The organism is Microbulbifer mixtoriginis (SeqCode), from assembly GCF_052468275.1.
In genome coordinates this window covers 811557-826242 of sequence record NZ_CP174341.1, presented here as the reverse complement: position 1 = coordinate 826242, position 14686 = coordinate 811557, and the positions used below count along the sequence as shown (strand labels likewise).

Here is a 14686-nt window from a genome sequence, read left to right as displayed (position 1 = left end):
AAAATATGCACCTATTCACTCTAAATAGGTGCATTACAAATCTCCCACTTTGCAGCTTAGACCAATAAAGAGAGAAACTGTCGATGGCATATATGCAGCCAAACTGAAACTATTACATTTTATTTAAAAATCTATAATTGAAACTTAAAACAACCTCTTGGATCATCTCAATCAAGCTTGGTTTCAAGGAGCAATTTAAACTCCCTAATAATACAATCATCATCTTACAGCCCCATGAACAACTCACTCGGTGACTTTCCTCCTAGCTCAGCCTTGGCCTACTTCTAGGCGATACATTACAAATTGAAGCTTCTCGTCTATTACATTATTGGATGTTGACATCCTTTAAGAAATACTGCCGAAATAGGCCACTGTAGGTTCAACCTGTCAAGGCAACACCCTGTTTAATAACCTGCTTTGGTGTCGCAAAGCTCAGTGTTTTTCTTGGCCTGCTATTAAGCTCGTTAGCAACTTGATTGAGTTTCCTCTGAGTATGCTGCGCCAAGCATGTCTTTTTTGGAAAGTACTGACGGATTAAGTTGTTGGTATTCTCATTCGTTCCCCTTTGCCAGGGGCTCTGAGGATCGCAGAAGAAGACAGGAACACCCGTCTTTTCCGTAAATTCAGCGTGCTTCGCCAGCTCCATTCCTCGGTCCCACGTCAGTGATTGGCAAAGCTCTTTTGGCAGTTTTTTAAACTTAGCAACAAGCGTCTGGTTCACAAAATTCGCATCTTTCCCTTTCAACTTAAGAATGATCGTATACCGCGATTTTCGATCAACAAGCGTGGCAATATGAGTGTTATTTGAACCTGACACTAAGTCACCCTCCCAATGACCTAAAACACATCGTTCTTGTATCTCCTGAGGACGCTCCCTTATCGATGTACCGTTGACGATGTTGATAGTACCGCGCTCGCCTTTACGTGAATGTTGTTTGCTGTGACGAAGACTGTGAGACCGACGCAAATGCTTTACTAGCTTATGATGAAGTGCTGAACGCACACGGAAGTACAGTGTTTTATAGATAGCCTCTGCTGATATCTTCCTTGATTCATCAGCCTGATATGTCTTCCGTAACCAACCCGATATCTGCTCTGGTGACCAGTTTAACTCTAATTTTTCCAAAACAAGCTTCTTTAGCCTCGGGTTTTGCTCCAGCAAATACGGCTTAGGACGCCTTGCCATCCGTTTTGCACGGTTGTTTGAGTATCGTCGCTCCCGATTTCTCTGAATCTCACACGAGATTGCGGATGGATTCCGATTCAAGGAGCGAGCGATTGCTCGAATACTTTGTTTTGCAGAAAGACCTGCACGTATTTCCTCGCGTTCGGCTAATGTGAGGTGTTGAGGAGATGGCTTTCTGGGTATTGGTTTAATTCCGCCAGTATCTCTCAAAACAGTAAAAATGGTTCCTGGCTTAGAATCTATGGCAATGGCAATTTCACTAAAACCAATGCCCTTTTTCCAAGCGTCGAAAATCCACTTTTTCTTCTGCTGTAAATATGCGCTTCATTCAATGATCCCCCGATAGGCCATATTCCTACAGAGGTGTTGCACTGATCAATTGAATCTACAACTCGTATTATTAGTACCGTCTCTCAGAGATAATATGAGCGAACAAAATAAATATCGATTTCTAAGTCCATTGTAATCACTACTTCAACCACCAATAAAGCTGATCGTTTACCTATTAATCTAACAATAAGTAACTCTTGCATTTGATCATAATCAGAAGTATTCAACCATACCCCTTACCTATAACAACATCATCTTCTTAGTCAACTATCCGACTTTTTCAGTCAACAATAACTGACCGCTTATCTATATAGTTACTCTATTTTGATCTTTCCGCATCGACTACACTTACCATAACGCCTGCAATAGGCCTTTGATACAACCTTAAGATATTTATATAAGTATCCACGATTTTTTAATCGAAATTAAAAAAATCCGGTAGATTTTCTCGTGATATAACAATAACCAGTATGTCTTTTAAAGGACTAACTATTTACTGAGGATGTAACTCTTCCGGGGTTAGAGTTCACATTTATTGCCACACGTAATCAGCCACCTTTTATTCCTTATATTCTTGCTGACACTTGAGGTTCACTCACCATAGACAATAGCCTCACAAAGCTGTTGCGCAACTGATCGTCGAGAGATATTTCTCCAACAGTTCTATAATTGCTCTCTGAGAGTACCCAGTTTTCTCAGACTATAAATCTGTATCGATCCTTCTAGTTATGTTGATAGTAGCTCGCCATTGAATTTTTTAGTCAGGTGAGACCCGATATTACTAGCGGCCTTCCCTTGCCAACTGCACTTATTATCCGAAACCAAGATCCTTAAAGCCTATTTAAGGATCGTTATGAATACAAGCTTTCATATCAATATCAACTATCAGTTTCGATACATTATTTTTCCGTCTGTAATCAGTAGCCAGCCTCAACAAACTTTCCTCTCTTCCCTCCTTGTCGAGCTCACCTAATCTCTCAGCCGCATCATAAAAAGCCTCCCAACTACCACTATCCAAATAAAGCTGCTTAAAGGCCGGCACTTGGGATTCATATTCGGCGGCTAGAGCCAGGGTGGCATTGTTGGTTTTTTCTATATAGTTTTGATAGCGGGCAGGATTGGGCCAGTTTGCAGATAGATTTCTATAGCATTGACGTAATCGGGATAAAACTCGGGCTTTTTGTTCGTGCTTTAAATCATCTGGCTGTGAAGATTGATAGACTGTTTGTAATTGGCTGCGTGCGGCTGCCATCAATTGACGCACAGACAAGGTTTCTGCGCGGGCCTGAGCTGCGGAGCTGACCAGGCCCTGACTACTGAGCCAGCCGGGTAGGGCAATTTCTGAGACGGCGGTGGCAAAGCTCTCGTTGAACTGGGTATCACCGGAGATATAAACCCTTCTATGGGCCAGCTCATGAAATAAAAGACCGGCTAGGCGTTCCTGAGACCAATTAACAAAACTGGATAATATTGGGTCGTTAAACCAACCGAGGGTGCTGTAAGCGGGCACCGCGCCCAGATATACATCATAGCCCTGTCCACGCAGTTGATTCGCTTTTGCCTCTGCCGCAGACTTGCGAAAATAACCTCGGTAGCTGGCGCAGCCAGCGATAGGGTAACACCAGCGCTTAGGCTCAAGGGAAAACTCCGGCGCTGCCAGGACATTCCAAATCGGGTAGGTGTCATCTAACTGTACATAAGCGTTATAGGCATCACCTACCGGCAGTTGCAAAACTTCAGCTGCATAGGCACGAATCTGCAATACCAGTTGTAGCTGCTGTTGTAATTGCTCACTGGTACCCGGTTCATTAATGACTTTTTCTATCGGCTGACGCCCAGACAAAATACGCCACTGGCCGGAAGCTGCTTGGGCGTAATACCCGACGGTTTCACACCCCGCCAAATACAGTGGGATGATAAGCAGCCATAAGCGCAAATTAAGCCATTTTTTTGGCAGGCCCGTGACAAGCAATCTGCTATACACTTCCTTTCCTATTGTCATTTTAATGTGATCTGGCCAGGGCCTTTTCTTCCCCTTCAATAGCCTCTAAGGGTTATAGCATGATGCCAGTTAGCGCGGTTCTGACAGTATTTGCCCTGGCTTTTGCCGCCATTGCATGGCTGCGATTAGTGAAAGTGTGCTTTGACGACAGCACTATAGCTGGATTCCTCGCTCTTTTTATACCTCCCTTGGCACTCATGCTGCTTCTCCCTCGCTGGCGCCAGGAGCAGGAGTTATATCTACTATGGGGCGCAGCACTTGCCTGCCTGCTATTAAGTTTTGTGCTGCACTGATGAAAAAATTCCCTATGCTCTAAAGCGCATATATGAACCTAGCTAACTCTACCAAGCAAAATACCGGTCAGTCGCAGTACTGTACCTTTTCCTTTAGGAAAAGTAGCCCCCTAAGAACACCAGCACTTGGTATCGGCTTATATACGCCCAGCCAGAGACCACCGAACCTCCTCTTCTCCAGTAACTCAAGCCCAGTTGATTTAGGTCAAGAGGTTTGTAGCACAACGCCATACACTGCATAACTGAAGCATTGGCGTACTGGAGAGAAAGATGGATGCCTTAATTGATCTATTTACCAGCTTTTCCGGCTTGCTCAGTCTGGCCGTAATCGGGTTTATATTCCTGATGGCATTCTATTTTTATCGACTGGTTAGCAACAATGTGGAAAAAGCAGTAGCGGAGCAGGAAAAGAAAGAGCGCGCTGCAGCCACACGTGTCAATAAAACGGCGGCTGCATCTCGCTAATACCTGGGGTCTCAGGGTAGTACCATTGCCGCAAGTTTTTTGCGGCGCAGGCGGTTATTTTAAGAAACAGGAGTTTCGGATCTTAATCGCTAATTTCCTCAGCTGACCGTTTGGTTTTTGTTGCGATGGGGGCTTGCCAGTAGTGGCGCAAAAACCAATATCGTTCGGCTTTTTATTGCATGGAACGCAGACTGTCTACCCACAACCAGCTCTGTTTGAGAGCACGGCGTTGGATTTTGGTTAGGGCAGGTAAAACAACAGGGCGACTGCCCCGGCTGCGAAAGCAGTCGGGGCATTTTATTGCGCAAGCAAAATGTTGATTTGAAAAACTACTTCGAGCCGTTTAACTGATGGCGGAAATGTAATTTTTAAAAATCCGCAAATCAAGACTGCTCGGCTTGCTCTTTTGACCGGCGCGATGTAATCCAGCGACCAAACAAGATTCCCACCTCAAACAGCAACCACATGGGTACGGCCAGTAGGGACTGGGAGATAACATCCGGTGGGGTGAGCAGCATACCGATCAGGAAGCAGCCCACAATCACATAGGGACGTTTACTCCCCAGGGTTTTGGCATCCACTGCGCCACTCCAAATCAATAACACCGTGGCGATGGGTATCTCGAAAGCGAAGCCGAAGGCAAAAAACAACTTCAATACTAAATCCAGATAGCTGCGCATATCCGGCATAACTTTGATATCTGCGTGGGCCGAGCCAACAAAGAAATCAAATAAAATAGGAAACACTACGAAATAGGCAAAGGCCACACCGGCGTAAAACAAAAATACGCTGGTGACCAAGATTGGAATCGCAATACGCTTTTCATTTTTATAAAGACCGGGAGCTATAAAAGCCCAGGCCTGATAGAGCACAAAGGGAATGGCGATGAAAAACGATACAATAAAGGTGGTCTTAAATGGCGTAAGAAAGGTGGAGGTCACCTCTGTGGCAATCATGCCTGCATCGCCGACCAAACGCTCCTGTAGCGGATTGGCAATAAAGTTGTAGATATCCGAGGCAAAGGGTACCAGGCAGGCGAACAAAACCACTACAACCAGTAACGTGCGCAGCAGCCGATCCCGCAGCTCGATCAGGTGATCGATAAAGGGCTGATGGCTGTCTTGTGATTGATCGCTCATGGTTGCTTGTCTTTTTCCTGTTGCGACTCTTTTTCTACGTTTTTAGGCGTATTTTCCGGGTGCTCCGGATTCAGTTCGGGATCACCTAAATCGTGCCAGTGCTCTGGGTATTCCGGGTCCTGCAACTCTTCAACGGTTTCATCCTGCTCCGGTAAATAGTCTTCTTTTTCCGCGCGCGGATGATCGGGCTCCTGGGGCACTTTGGCTGGAGCTTTTTCCTTAGGTTTGGCCGACTCGCTGGGCTGGGGCTCCTCCTGCTGCTGCAGGGATTCATTCACCTCGCGGTTAGCCTCACTGAAGGTACGCTCCATTTCCCGGCGACTCTCTTCGATCTCCTTGAGGATGCGCTCATTGTGCAGTTCTCGGCGGATATCGTCGGCACCGACTTCCCGTTCCAGTTCCTCACGCGCACCTTGCAAGGTTCGCTTCAGGCCAGACCACCAGCGCGCTGTCGTGCGGATGGCATCGGGCAGGCGCTCCGGGCCCACCACAAGCAGTGCCACTACCGCGACCAGTAGTAGTTCAAAAAAGCCAATATCAAACACGGGGCATTACTCGCGTTAACAGTGCCGAATTATTTGTCCTGGGACTGCTTGTCTTTTTCTTTCGAGGTGCTGCCCTGTTGCGGCTTTTCTTCCTCATCGTGCTGAAGACGCTCAGGGTCTTTGCCTTTATCTTTGTCCTCATCCTTATCATCGTCCTTCACCGCTTTGCGGAAGCCTTTCAGTGCACCGCCCAGATCACCACCGAGGTTTTTCAAGCGCTTGGTTCCGAAAAGCAGCAGGACAATAACCAAGATAATCAACAGCTGCCAGATGCTAATTCCACCGAATCCCATAATTGTCTCCATGTCATTTAATACGGCAGCCGATTTGCATTGCCATTGGCCACCTTGGGTAAAACCACAAATTATCAGAGGACTGTTACGCCAGTCCTTCCAACTGAATTCTTATCCCTCTTTACTGCGGGATGCCTTTTCCTCCAGGCCAGAGAGGCCAAAGCGTCGACCCAGTTCACGCACTACATCCTGGGAGTCCGCTCCCAGGTGCGAAAGCATCACTAATGAGTGAAACCAGAGATCCGCCGTCTCGGCGATCATATCCCGGTTGTCGCCACTGGCCTGCGCATCTTTGGCGGCGAGAATTGTTTCGGTGGCTTCCTCGCCCACCTTTTCCAGTATTTTGTTGAGCCCCTTCCTATGCAGGCTAGCCACATAGGATTTATCGGCATCCTCTGCGCACTTGCGGCTCTCTAGTACCGCATCGAGTTGTTGCAGCAGGTCACTCATTTCCGGGCTCACTTGTAGATGGCTTTGGGGTCTTGCAATACCGGTTGGCTAACGCGCCATTCACCGTCCTGCAAGAGGTTGTAAAAACAGCTGCTACGGCCCGTATGGCAAGCAATTCCACCCTCTTGCTCAACCATTAACAGTACGGTGTCACCGTCACAGTCGAGGCGAATCTCGCGTATTTTCTGTAGGAAGCCGGATGACTCCCCTTTGCGCCACAGGCCCTTGCGGGAACGCGACCAGTAGACCGCATAGCCCTCGCTAGCGGTCAGTGCCAGAGACTCGCGATTCATCCACGCCATCATCAGCACGCGACCGCTTTTAAAATCCTGGGCAATGGCGGGTACCAGGCCATCGTTGTTCCAGCTGACCTGATCAATAAAGCCGCTTGCTGGCACAGCTTGAGTCAATGTCTCTTCCATCAGAATTCCAAGTGTAGGCCGGCGCGACGCCGGCAAAATACTGCCGCCAGTGTCATTAGGGCCAGAGCAGTAAAATCAGGGCTGCGATGCCCAATACCCAACCAGAGGGTGGCAACTGCTCCAGCCACTGCGGCCGGCTTAAGACCAGAGCACCTAAAGCGAGCACTACCCCGCCGAGCCGACGCAAATACTGCCAGCGCCCACGGCGCTGACTGCTCGCCAGTTTTTCACCGATATTTTCCAGTTGTGGCGCCAATTCCCGCGACTGCTCAAGGGCTGAATAGACCAATTGAGGCATCTGTGGAAACTTCTCCAGCCACTCGGGACCGTAGCGCTTGATCTCGCCCACCAGTGTTTTGGGGTGGATGCGTTCACGCATCCAACGCTCCAAAAATGGATGAGCAGTCTTCCACAGATCCAATTCCGGATAAAGCTGGCGTCCCAAACCCTCTATATTCAACAGGGTCTTCTGCAATAACACCAGTTGTGGCTGCACCGCCATATCGAAGCGTCGCGCAGTCTGGAACAGGCTGATCAATACCCGCGCAAAGGAAATCTCCCCCAGGGGTTTCTCAAAAATCGGCTCGCACACGGCGCGAATTGCCGCCTCGAAGGCATTTACAGGGGTATCCGCACGAACCCAGCCACTCTGTACGTGCAGCTCCGCCACCATGCGGTAATCGCGCCGGAACATGGCGAGCAGGTTGCGCGCCAGGTAGTACTGATCTTCTCGCGACAAGCTGCCGACAATGGCGGTGTCGATGGCAATATACTGCGGGCGCTGCGGGTGTTCCCGGGAGACAAAAATATTGCCCGGGTGCATATCCGCGTGGAAAAAGTTGTATTCAAAAACCTGCTTAAAGAAGATCTCCACGCCGCGCTCGGCCAGCAGCGGCATATTGGTATCCTGCTCGCGCAGCTGCGCTAAATCAGTGACAGGAATACCATTGATACGCTCCAGTACCAGCACGTTTTCGCGGGTGTAATCCCAGTAAACTTGGGGGATATATAGCAGTGGGGAATCAGTGAAATTACGCCGCAACTGGGTGCCGTTGGCCGCCTCGCGGGTTAAATCCAACTCACCCTCGATGGTATGACGGTAGTCTTCCACCACTTCCACCGGGCGCAGACGGCGGCCCTCTGGCACGAAGCGTTCGATAGCCCGGGCAATCACCCGCAACAGGCGCAAATCTTCCTGAATCACTTCGCCGATGCCCGGGCGCAGCACCTTGACCACGACTGACTCGCCGCTGTTAAGCACGGCGGCGTGAACCTGTGCCACCGAAGCTGCCGCTAGGGGCTCGTGCTCAAAGCTGGCAAAGACTTCATCGACACTAGCGCCAAGGGCTTCCTCAATCAATGCGCGACACTGATCACTGGGGAAGGGCGGTACTTTGTCCTGTAGATAGTCGAGCTGCTCAACCACATCCGGCGGCAACAAATCCGGCCGAGTGGAGAGCAGCTGGCCGAATTTCACAAAGATCGGTCCCAGCTCTTCCAAGGCGCGACGCAGTCGCTCGCCGCGCTCCATCTTTGGTTGCGGCAACAGTTTGAGTGGAGCCAGTAATCCGCGCAGCCACAGGGGGCGGCGTTCGGCTGGTAATAACAGATCTAAGCGATGGCGCAGGAAAACCCGCGCGATGGTAACAGTACGGGATATAGGCAAGACTACTCAGCCTCCCCGCGGGAAAACTGTTCCTGCAGCAGGCGCACCCGCGCCTCCAGGCGCTCGGTGGCCAGGGACAACTCGGCGAGGTCATCCGCGAAAGCTTCAAATTGTGCCTGTGGTGGCGTCAACTGCCATTCCTCACTGATCGTCTCTGCGGCCGCAACCGGCGCGCGACTAAGGCTGGCACTTAACCAGCTACTAGCACTGCGCAGCACATTGCCGATGGAGTGGGCGGGAATATCGCCAAACACTTGCGCAAGTGGTGCCTCCCAATCGATATCCAGATCGCTCATGATCCACTGCAACTCGGCCAGTAGGGCACTGGAGCCGCTGATAGAGACACCCAGTGCCGCAGGCGTGGCATCGGGGTCCTTTAGTAATCGCACCAGGGAAATAGCCGAGCCGCTGATGGTGGTCGTTACATCTCCCTCCCAGTGCTGGCGCACGCGCACCTGATCGCCCTCAATACATAAGCAGCATTGCAACTTTGGAGCCGTCAGGTCGAGCGCCATGGTTTTGCCGTCCAACTCCTGCAGGCGTGCTCGGGTCGCGGGATCGTATTGCAAGGCAGTATTAATAGCGGTTTCCAGCGCGGCGTCAAAACCCGCGCGATAGGTGGGATCGCTCATGGTGGTTATTGGCCTCGTGCCATCACTTGGGGGTCAATCACGACGGGCACCTCTCAGGGCTTGATACCACGGTGCAACGCCACAATGCCACCGGTCATATTGTGAAATTCACAATCGACAAATCCAGCATCCACCATCATCTGCTTGAGCGTTTCCTGATCCGGATGCATGCGGATGCTCTCCGCCAAGTAGCGGTAACTCTCCGCGTCGTTGGCCACCAATTTCCCCATAAATGGCAGCAGGCGGAACGAGTAGTGATCGTAGACTTTTTCCAGCAGTTTCGATTCCGGCTTGGAGAACTCCAGTACCAGTAAGCGCCCACCGGGTTTCAGTACCCGCAACATGGAGCGCAGCGCCAAGTCTTTATCGGTGACATTGCGCAGACCAAAAGCGATGGTAATACAGTCGAAGGTGTTGTCCGGAAAGGGAAGGTACTGGGCGTCCGCCTGTACCGGCACTACGTTGCCGGCAATGCCACGATCGAGCAGGCGGTCGCGGCCGACCCTAAGCATCGACTCATTAATATCTGCCAACACCACCTGACCGCTGGCGCCCACAATACGCGAGAAACGCGCGGTGAGATCACCGGTGCCCCCGGCGATATCCAGAATTTTCTGTCCCGGCCGCGCACCGGACAATTCGATGGTGAAACGCTTCCAGAGGCGGTGAATACCCCCGGACATCAAGTCGTTCATTACGTCGTAACGCGCCGCCACTGAGTGGAACACTTCCGCCACACGACCGGCCTTTTCCTCCACCGGGACCTCTTGGTAGCCGAAGTGGGTGGTCTTGCGATCCTTCATGCTGTGCTGCCTGCTGAGCCAAATTCAGTGCGCCATTGTACATCGACCAAGCCGGCGGAACAGTGCCCATGATTCCCCCAGTGGCAACTCACTAAAATTAAATCACACTAGAGAAAATACTGAGTCCAGGGCCAATTCATGGATTACCGACTCGACAGCGACATGCCCGCTGCACTGAGTCTGCGCACTGCGGCTCACGCAGAAATACGCGCCATCTATGATAATGCCCGGCTTCTGCCAGGTGAACATGCCGTTCATGAGCTACGTAAACACTGCAAGAAACTGCGTGCTCTACTGCGACTGATTTTTCCGAAAGAAAATTCACTCTTCCAACTCGAGAACGATCGCTACCGGAAATTAGCGCGATCCCTATCGGCGGGCCGCGATCTGGTCTCCATACGCACCGCTCTACTTACCCTAGCTCCCCCCAACCACTTTGAAAAAATGCATAGAGTACTGCACCAATTACAGCGGTCGCTGCGAGACGAGGAGAGCCTTATTCGGGTCGAAGGGTTACTGCATGAGGCACAAAAGAGTATTGAGTGTTGGCCCCTGCAAAATACTGATTGGGGAGATATCGACGTGGGATATTTACGCGGCTACCAACGCGCGCACAAAACCTGGCTAGAAACGCGCGAAGGAGACAACGCCCATAAACTGCATCAATTGCGTAAAAGGGTAAAAGATCACTGGTACCACTGTCGCCTACTCAGAGAGAGGCACCCCCAATCTGTAGCGCTGCGCTGTGAACCGCTCAAACAACTCGCGCAATTACTAGGGGACTGGCGTGATCTATACCTACTGTGTCGCTTTGCCATCACGGTCGGAGAGCCATTAGGGGAAGAGTTAATCAAGCTATTGGAGATGGGGGACTGGCACAAGATGCGACTGCGCAGGAAAATAGAAGACGGTTGCGCCATTTTCTTTGCCCACAAAACACTTGTGATCTAAGTGATGCTGGCACAGAGGGCGCTGAAACTACTCACCAAAAAACTAAAAAGGCGCAGGAGGGTTTCCCGCGCCTTAAACTCGCCAACTTATTTGGCGCTCTGCTCCAGCAGGCCGCCGGCGCGGGCCATCACATGGAACAGATAGTTCTGCTCATTGGTGCCGCTTACTAGGTGCGCACCGGGTCCTCGGGCCCAGACACCTACATCTTCACCGCCGTGGGTCTCCCCGGAAAGAGGAACAAGAACTTCCTGGTGGAAGCCGGGAGCGGTGGTGTCCACATCGGTAAGATCCTGACGCCCTTGAACAATATCGTCATAGTAGCGGTCATCAGCATCGGTATTGTCGCCGTAATGTGCAAAACCGCGACCATTGGCATAGTTCAGGGTTGTGTAAGGCAAGCCGGTTTTATCCAGCTTGGGCATCTCTTCAGCCACACCGGTCTTGTCATTTTTAACTACCTTACCGAGGATTGGGTTGCCACGGGTAGTCCCACCGGCAATGGTCATCACGTGACTGTGATCCGCGGTAACAACGATTAGAGTATCCTCGGCACTGGTGTTCTCTAGGGCTACCTGCACGGCTTTGGCAAACTCTTCCGCATCGCTGAGAGCATTGTAGGCATTGTTGGCGTGATGACCGTGGTCGATACGACCGGACTCCACCATCAGGAAATAACCCTTGTCGTTTTGCTGCAGCATCTCGATGCCCTTGGCAGTCATCTCACTCAGGGAAGGCTCGCCGCCAACATCGTTGCCACGATCGGCCTCATAGCGCATATGAGAGGAATTGAATAATGCCAATAGCTTATCGGTATTAGTCACATCCAGCTGGTCAAACCCGGCTTTGTCTTCCATGTACTGCGCGGTGGTTACGCCATCGTTGTAACGAGTTTTCCACGCTTCAATCAAATTTCGCCCATCGGTGCGCTTACCAGTCTTGCCTTCCGCATCGGTGAAGTCCGCTGGCAGGAAGTTGCGGCGTCCGCCGCCCATTACCACGTCGATACCATCACCGGCCTCCAATTCAACCAGTTGGGTGGCGATATCGCGACAGCCATCCGGAGCAGTGTATTCCCACTCTCGCTCGGGCACCTTGGCATAGGTAGCTGCGGGTGTGGCGTGGGTAATACGCGCGGTGCTGATAATACCCGTGCTCTTACCCAGTTCCTCGGCCAGTTCCAGGGAAGTGGTCAGGGGGCGTTCGAGGCTGGCGGCGCAGTCACCGCGAGCGACATCTTCGGCCACACTCAGAATACCGGCCTTGGTTTTCACACCGGTAACCAGAGCGGTCATGGTGCCAGCGGAATCCGGAGTCTGCTGGTTGGTGTTGTAAGTTTTTACCAATCCGGCAAAGGGCATCTTTTCGAAGCTCAGCTGGTATTCCTCGCCGTCGAGGCCCAGTTTTTGGCCGGCGAAGATACGCGCGGCGGTGACGGTGGAGATACCCATGCCATCGCCCACAAACAGAATAATGTTTTTCGCGGCACCGGGCGTATTGTTGATTTTCTCTGCGCTCGCCGCAGCTACCGCTTTCTGGCCATCTTCGAACCAGCTGCTTTCACTTTGGGTTGAGGAAAGGCCTAAGTAATTCTGCTGCTGCGGTGTTTCAGTAGCATCCGGCACTTCGGCAACATTGTTGGAGCTGGAGTTATCGTCGCTACAGGCACTGGCCAGTACGGCAACGGAGAAGGCCAGCAGGGTCTTTTTAAACTGTTTCATGGTCAATACCCCCAATTATTCTTCTGACAGCGACAGGTCGGTCGCGGCAGTCATTATGTGGAAAACCGCATTCTGTTCCAGATGTCCCTGCACTTTTTCAGCACCGGCGCCGATCGCGTGCAGACTGATATCCTCACCGCCGTGACTTTCGCCCCCCAGGGCAACCAGGGATTCCTGATGGAAGCCAGGCATCTCAGTATCCACATGCGTCAAATCATGACGACCGGCGGCGATATCGTAGTCATCGCGCTTGTCTGCATCAGTTTCAGTACCCAAATCGGCAAAGCCACGGCCATTGGTGTAGGTCAAGGTGGTGTAAGGCTTATTGTCCTCGGCCAGGGAGACGGCCTGATTCGGCGCGCCGCTGTCATCGTTGCCGATCACCTTGCCCAGGATAGGGTTACCCCTGGTGGGATAGCCCGCCATATTCATTACGTGGCTGTGGTCAGCAGTCACCAGGATCAGGGTTTCTTCCAGATTCACTTTTTGTAGCGCTGCCTTGACCGCGTCAGATAATTCGATCGCTTCATTCAGTGCGTTATAGGCATTGCCGGAATGGTGAGCGTGATCGACTCGGCCGGATTCCACCATCAGGAAGAAGCCGTCTTCATCTTTTTGCAGCATATCGATAGCGGTGGTGGTCATCTCGACAATACTGGGCTCTTCGCTGTTCTTGGCGATGCGGTCAGCATCGTAGCTCATGTGATCTTCGGTAAAGAGACCCAACAGCTTATCCGTTTTGGCGATATCCACTGCCGACAATTCAAAACTATTTTCGACGTAAACCGCATTCTGCTCACCGTCATAGCGCAGCAGCCATTCACCCGTTAGATTGCGCTCGTCTTCACGCAGACCACCTTCAGCCACCGGTGTAAAGTAGTTGCGGCCACCACCGAGCATGACTTCCATGCCATCGCCGATGTTCATTTCCACCATTTGTGTAGCGATATCGGTACAGCCCTCATCGGCCGCGTGTTCCCACTTGCGGCTGGCGCTATGTGCATAAGTGGCTGCCGGAGTGGCATGGGTGAGGCGTGCGGTAGAGACGATGCCGGTAGCCTTGCCGCGGCTCTCCATCATCTCAAGGAAGCTGTTCAAACCCAGCTCCTTACTCGCAGCACAGTCAGCCACCAGGCCCTTGCCATCCACATTGATCATACCAGCGCGAGTTTTCACCCCGGTCATCATCGCGGTCATGGTGCCGGCGGAGTCGGGGGTCTGCTGGTTAGTGTTGTAGGTTTTGATCAGGGCACTGTGAGGAAACTCCTCAAAAGAAAGGCTGTTCTCTTCACCGGGTTCACCGCGACGCTGGCCCTCAAAGATACGGGCTGCGGTCAGGGTGGAAATCCCCATGCCATCGCCAACAAACAGGATGACGTTTTTGGCAGTTTTGGCTTCACGGGAGAGGGAAGTGCGTTCTTCCAGGCGATCGGATGCCTCGGTGAACCAGTCGCTATTGGTTTGGTAATCGGGCAGGCTCGCGGCAGAAACTGCAGAAGCGAGAGGAATCAAACAAAAGGCGCTGAGTGCGCGGGCAAGTTTTTTTGCCACGGTGGGCCTCCGGAACTCGTGAATTTGGCGAGCATTAGAGTCCGGAAATATGACAAAAGAATTACGCGCCGATTAACATCTCGTTTTCTTTGTCATAAAGATTTGTACTCTTGTTACAACTGCAAAAAGACAGCCATATAATTGTTACAGTATTGCGAAATAATGCGGGAAATTATTGTTTTTCCTCGCTTTTTTAATACTTTGTGAGGGAAGGAAAGTGCGCCACTGAAGGGCGCACTT

14 protein-coding genes and 1 pseudogene are annotated in these 14686 nt (G+C 51.4%); 3 read left to right on the top strand and 12 right to left on the bottom strand.

Features of this window, described 5'->3' with window-relative positions:
- Positions 1 to 379 precede the first annotated feature (379 nt).
- A pseudogene (locus ACJJIC_RS03720) lies at positions 380 to 1514 on the bottom strand (IS30 family transposase).
- 843 nt (positions 1515 to 2357) lie between these two features.
- Complete coding sequence (locus ACJJIC_RS03715; RefSeq protein WP_444910815.1) at positions 2358 to 3500, bottom strand: aminopeptidase; 1143 nt, start codon at positions 3498 to 3500, stop codon at positions 2358 to 2360.
- 77 nt (positions 3501 to 3577) lie between these two features.
- Here ACJJIC_RS03715 and ACJJIC_RS03710 point away from each other — a divergent pair, with 77 nt between their 5' ends.
- Both ACJJIC_RS03710 and ACJJIC_RS03705 read left to right on the top strand, forming a co-directional pair.
- Positions 3578 to 3811: a hypothetical protein gene (locus tag ACJJIC_RS03710; protein WP_152455765.1), complete on the top strand. Its 234-nt coding sequence runs from the start codon at positions 3578 to 3580 to the stop codon at positions 3809 to 3811.
- A gap of 270 nt (positions 3812 to 4081) precedes the next feature.
- Entirely contained in the window at positions 4082 to 4276 is a 195-nt protein-coding gene (locus ACJJIC_RS03705) for a DUF3149 domain-containing protein (protein ID WP_252083824.1), read from the top strand.
- 383 nt (positions 4277 to 4659) lie between these two features.
- Here the strand turns inward: ACJJIC_RS03705 and tatC are convergent, their stop codons facing one another.
- From tatC to ubiE, 8 genes are all read right to left on the bottom strand, one after another.
- Positions 4660 to 5415 carry a twin-arginine translocase subunit TatC gene (gene tatC, locus ACJJIC_RS03700; RefSeq protein ID WP_252083825.1) on the bottom strand — a complete coding sequence of 252 codons (756 nt, stop codon included), beginning with the start codon at positions 5413 to 5415 and terminating at the stop codon, positions 4660 to 4662.
- Positions 5412 to 5960, bottom strand: coding sequence for a Sec-independent protein translocase protein TatB (gene tatB, locus ACJJIC_RS03695; protein WP_444910816.1), 549 nt, complete (start codon positions 5958 to 5960; stop codon positions 5412 to 5414). Before tatB ends, tatC begins: the two co-directional genes overlap by 4 nt.
- 29 nt (positions 5961 to 5989) lie before the next feature.
- Entirely contained in the window at positions 5990 to 6253 is a 264-nt protein-coding gene (tatA, locus tag ACJJIC_RS03690) for a twin-arginine translocase TatA/TatE family subunit (protein ID WP_444910817.1), read from the bottom strand.
- A gap of 111 nt (positions 6254 to 6364) precedes the next feature.
- On the bottom strand, positions 6365 to 6703 hold the full coding sequence (locus ACJJIC_RS03685) for a phosphoribosyl-ATP diphosphatase (RefSeq protein ID WP_252083830.1): 339 nt from the start codon (positions 6701 to 6703) through the stop codon (positions 6365 to 6367).
- An 8-nt stretch (positions 6704 to 6711) separates the two neighbouring features.
- Positions 6712 to 7125 (bottom strand): phosphoribosyl-AMP cyclohydrolase, encoded by a 414-nt coding sequence (hisI, locus tag ACJJIC_RS03680; RefSeq protein ID WP_444910818.1) that lies wholly within the window; start codon positions 7123 to 7125, stop codon positions 6712 to 6714.
- Positions 7126 to 7180: 55 nt separating this feature from the next.
- Positions 7181 to 8791, bottom strand: a complete 1611-nt coding sequence (gene ubiB / locus ACJJIC_RS03675; RefSeq protein WP_444910819.1) for a ubiquinone biosynthesis regulatory protein kinase UbiB — start codon at positions 8789 to 8791, stop codon at positions 7181 to 7183.
- A 2-nt stretch (positions 8792 to 8793) separates the two neighbouring features.
- Positions 8794 to 9423: a ubiquinone biosynthesis accessory factor UbiJ gene (locus tag ACJJIC_RS03670; RefSeq protein WP_444883169.1), complete on the bottom strand. Its 630-nt coding sequence runs from the start codon at positions 9421 to 9423 to the stop codon at positions 8794 to 8796.
- 53 nt (positions 9424 to 9476) lie between these two features.
- Positions 9477 to 10226, bottom strand: a complete 750-nt coding sequence (gene ubiE / locus ACJJIC_RS03665) for a bifunctional demethylmenaquinone methyltransferase/2-methoxy-6-polyprenyl-1,4-benzoquinol methylase UbiE (RefSeq protein WP_252083834.1) — start codon at positions 10224 to 10226, stop codon at positions 9477 to 9479.
- Between the two features lie 138 nt (positions 10227 to 10364).
- On the opposite strand from ubiE, the gene ACJJIC_RS03660 reads away from it, so the two are divergent.
- On the top strand, positions 10365 to 11177 hold the full coding sequence (locus ACJJIC_RS03660) for a CHAD domain-containing protein (RefSeq protein WP_445356464.1): 813 nt from the start codon (positions 10365 to 10367) through the stop codon (positions 11175 to 11177).
- Between the two features lie 86 nt (positions 11178 to 11263).
- Here the strand turns inward: ACJJIC_RS03660 and ACJJIC_RS03655 are convergent, their stop codons facing one another.
- Positions 11264 to 12895: an alkaline phosphatase gene (locus tag ACJJIC_RS03655; RefSeq protein WP_445356463.1), complete on the bottom strand. Its 1632-nt coding sequence runs from the start codon at positions 12893 to 12895 to the stop codon at positions 11264 to 11266.
- A 15-nt stretch (positions 12896 to 12910) separates the two neighbouring features.
- The gene (locus ACJJIC_RS03650) at positions 12911 to 14446 is read right to left on the bottom strand and encodes an alkaline phosphatase (protein WP_445356462.1); all 1536 of its coding nucleotides are present in this window, start codon (positions 14444 to 14446) and stop codon (positions 12911 to 12913) included.
- Positions 14447 to 14686 lie beyond the last annotated feature (240 nt).

Bases quoted from the DNA above. Each gene is read 5' to 3' on its own strand.
- ACJJIC_RS03710 (WP_152455765.1), top strand. From the start codon at position 3,578: ATGATGCCAGTTAGCGCGGTTCTGACAGTATTTGCCCTGGCTTTTGCC.
- ACJJIC_RS03705 (WP_252083824.1), top strand. From the start codon at position 4,082: ATGGATGCCTTAATTGATCTATTTACCAGCTTTTCCGGCTTGCTCAGT.
- tatC (WP_252083825.1), bottom strand. From the start codon at position 5,415: ATGAGCGATCAATCACAAGACAGCCATCAGCCCTTTATCGATCACCTG.
- tatA (WP_444910817.1), bottom strand. From the start codon at position 6,253: ATGGGATTCGGTGGAATTAGCATCTGGCAGCTGTTGATTATCTTGGTT.
- ACJJIC_RS03685 (WP_252083830.1), bottom strand. From the start codon at position 6,703: ATGAGTGACCTGCTGCAACAACTCGATGCGGTACTAGAGAGCCGCAAG.
- hisI (WP_444910818.1), bottom strand. From the start codon at position 7,125: ATGGAAGAGACATTGACTCAAGCTGTGCCAGCAAGCGGCTTTATTGAT.
- ACJJIC_RS03670 (WP_444883169.1), bottom strand. From the start codon at position 9,423: ATGAGCGATCCCACCTATCGCGCGGGTTTTGACGCCGCGCTGGAAACC.
- ubiE (WP_252083834.1), bottom strand. From the start codon at position 10,226: ATGAAGGATCGCAAGACCACCCACTTCGGCTACCAAGAGGTCCCGGTG.
- ACJJIC_RS03660 (WP_445356464.1), top strand. From the start codon at position 10,365: ATGGATTACCGACTCGACAGCGACATGCCCGCTGCACTGAGTCTGCGC.
- ACJJIC_RS03655 (WP_445356463.1), bottom strand. From the start codon at position 12,895: ATGAAACAGTTTAAAAAGACCCTGCTGGCCTTCTCCGTTGCCGTACTG.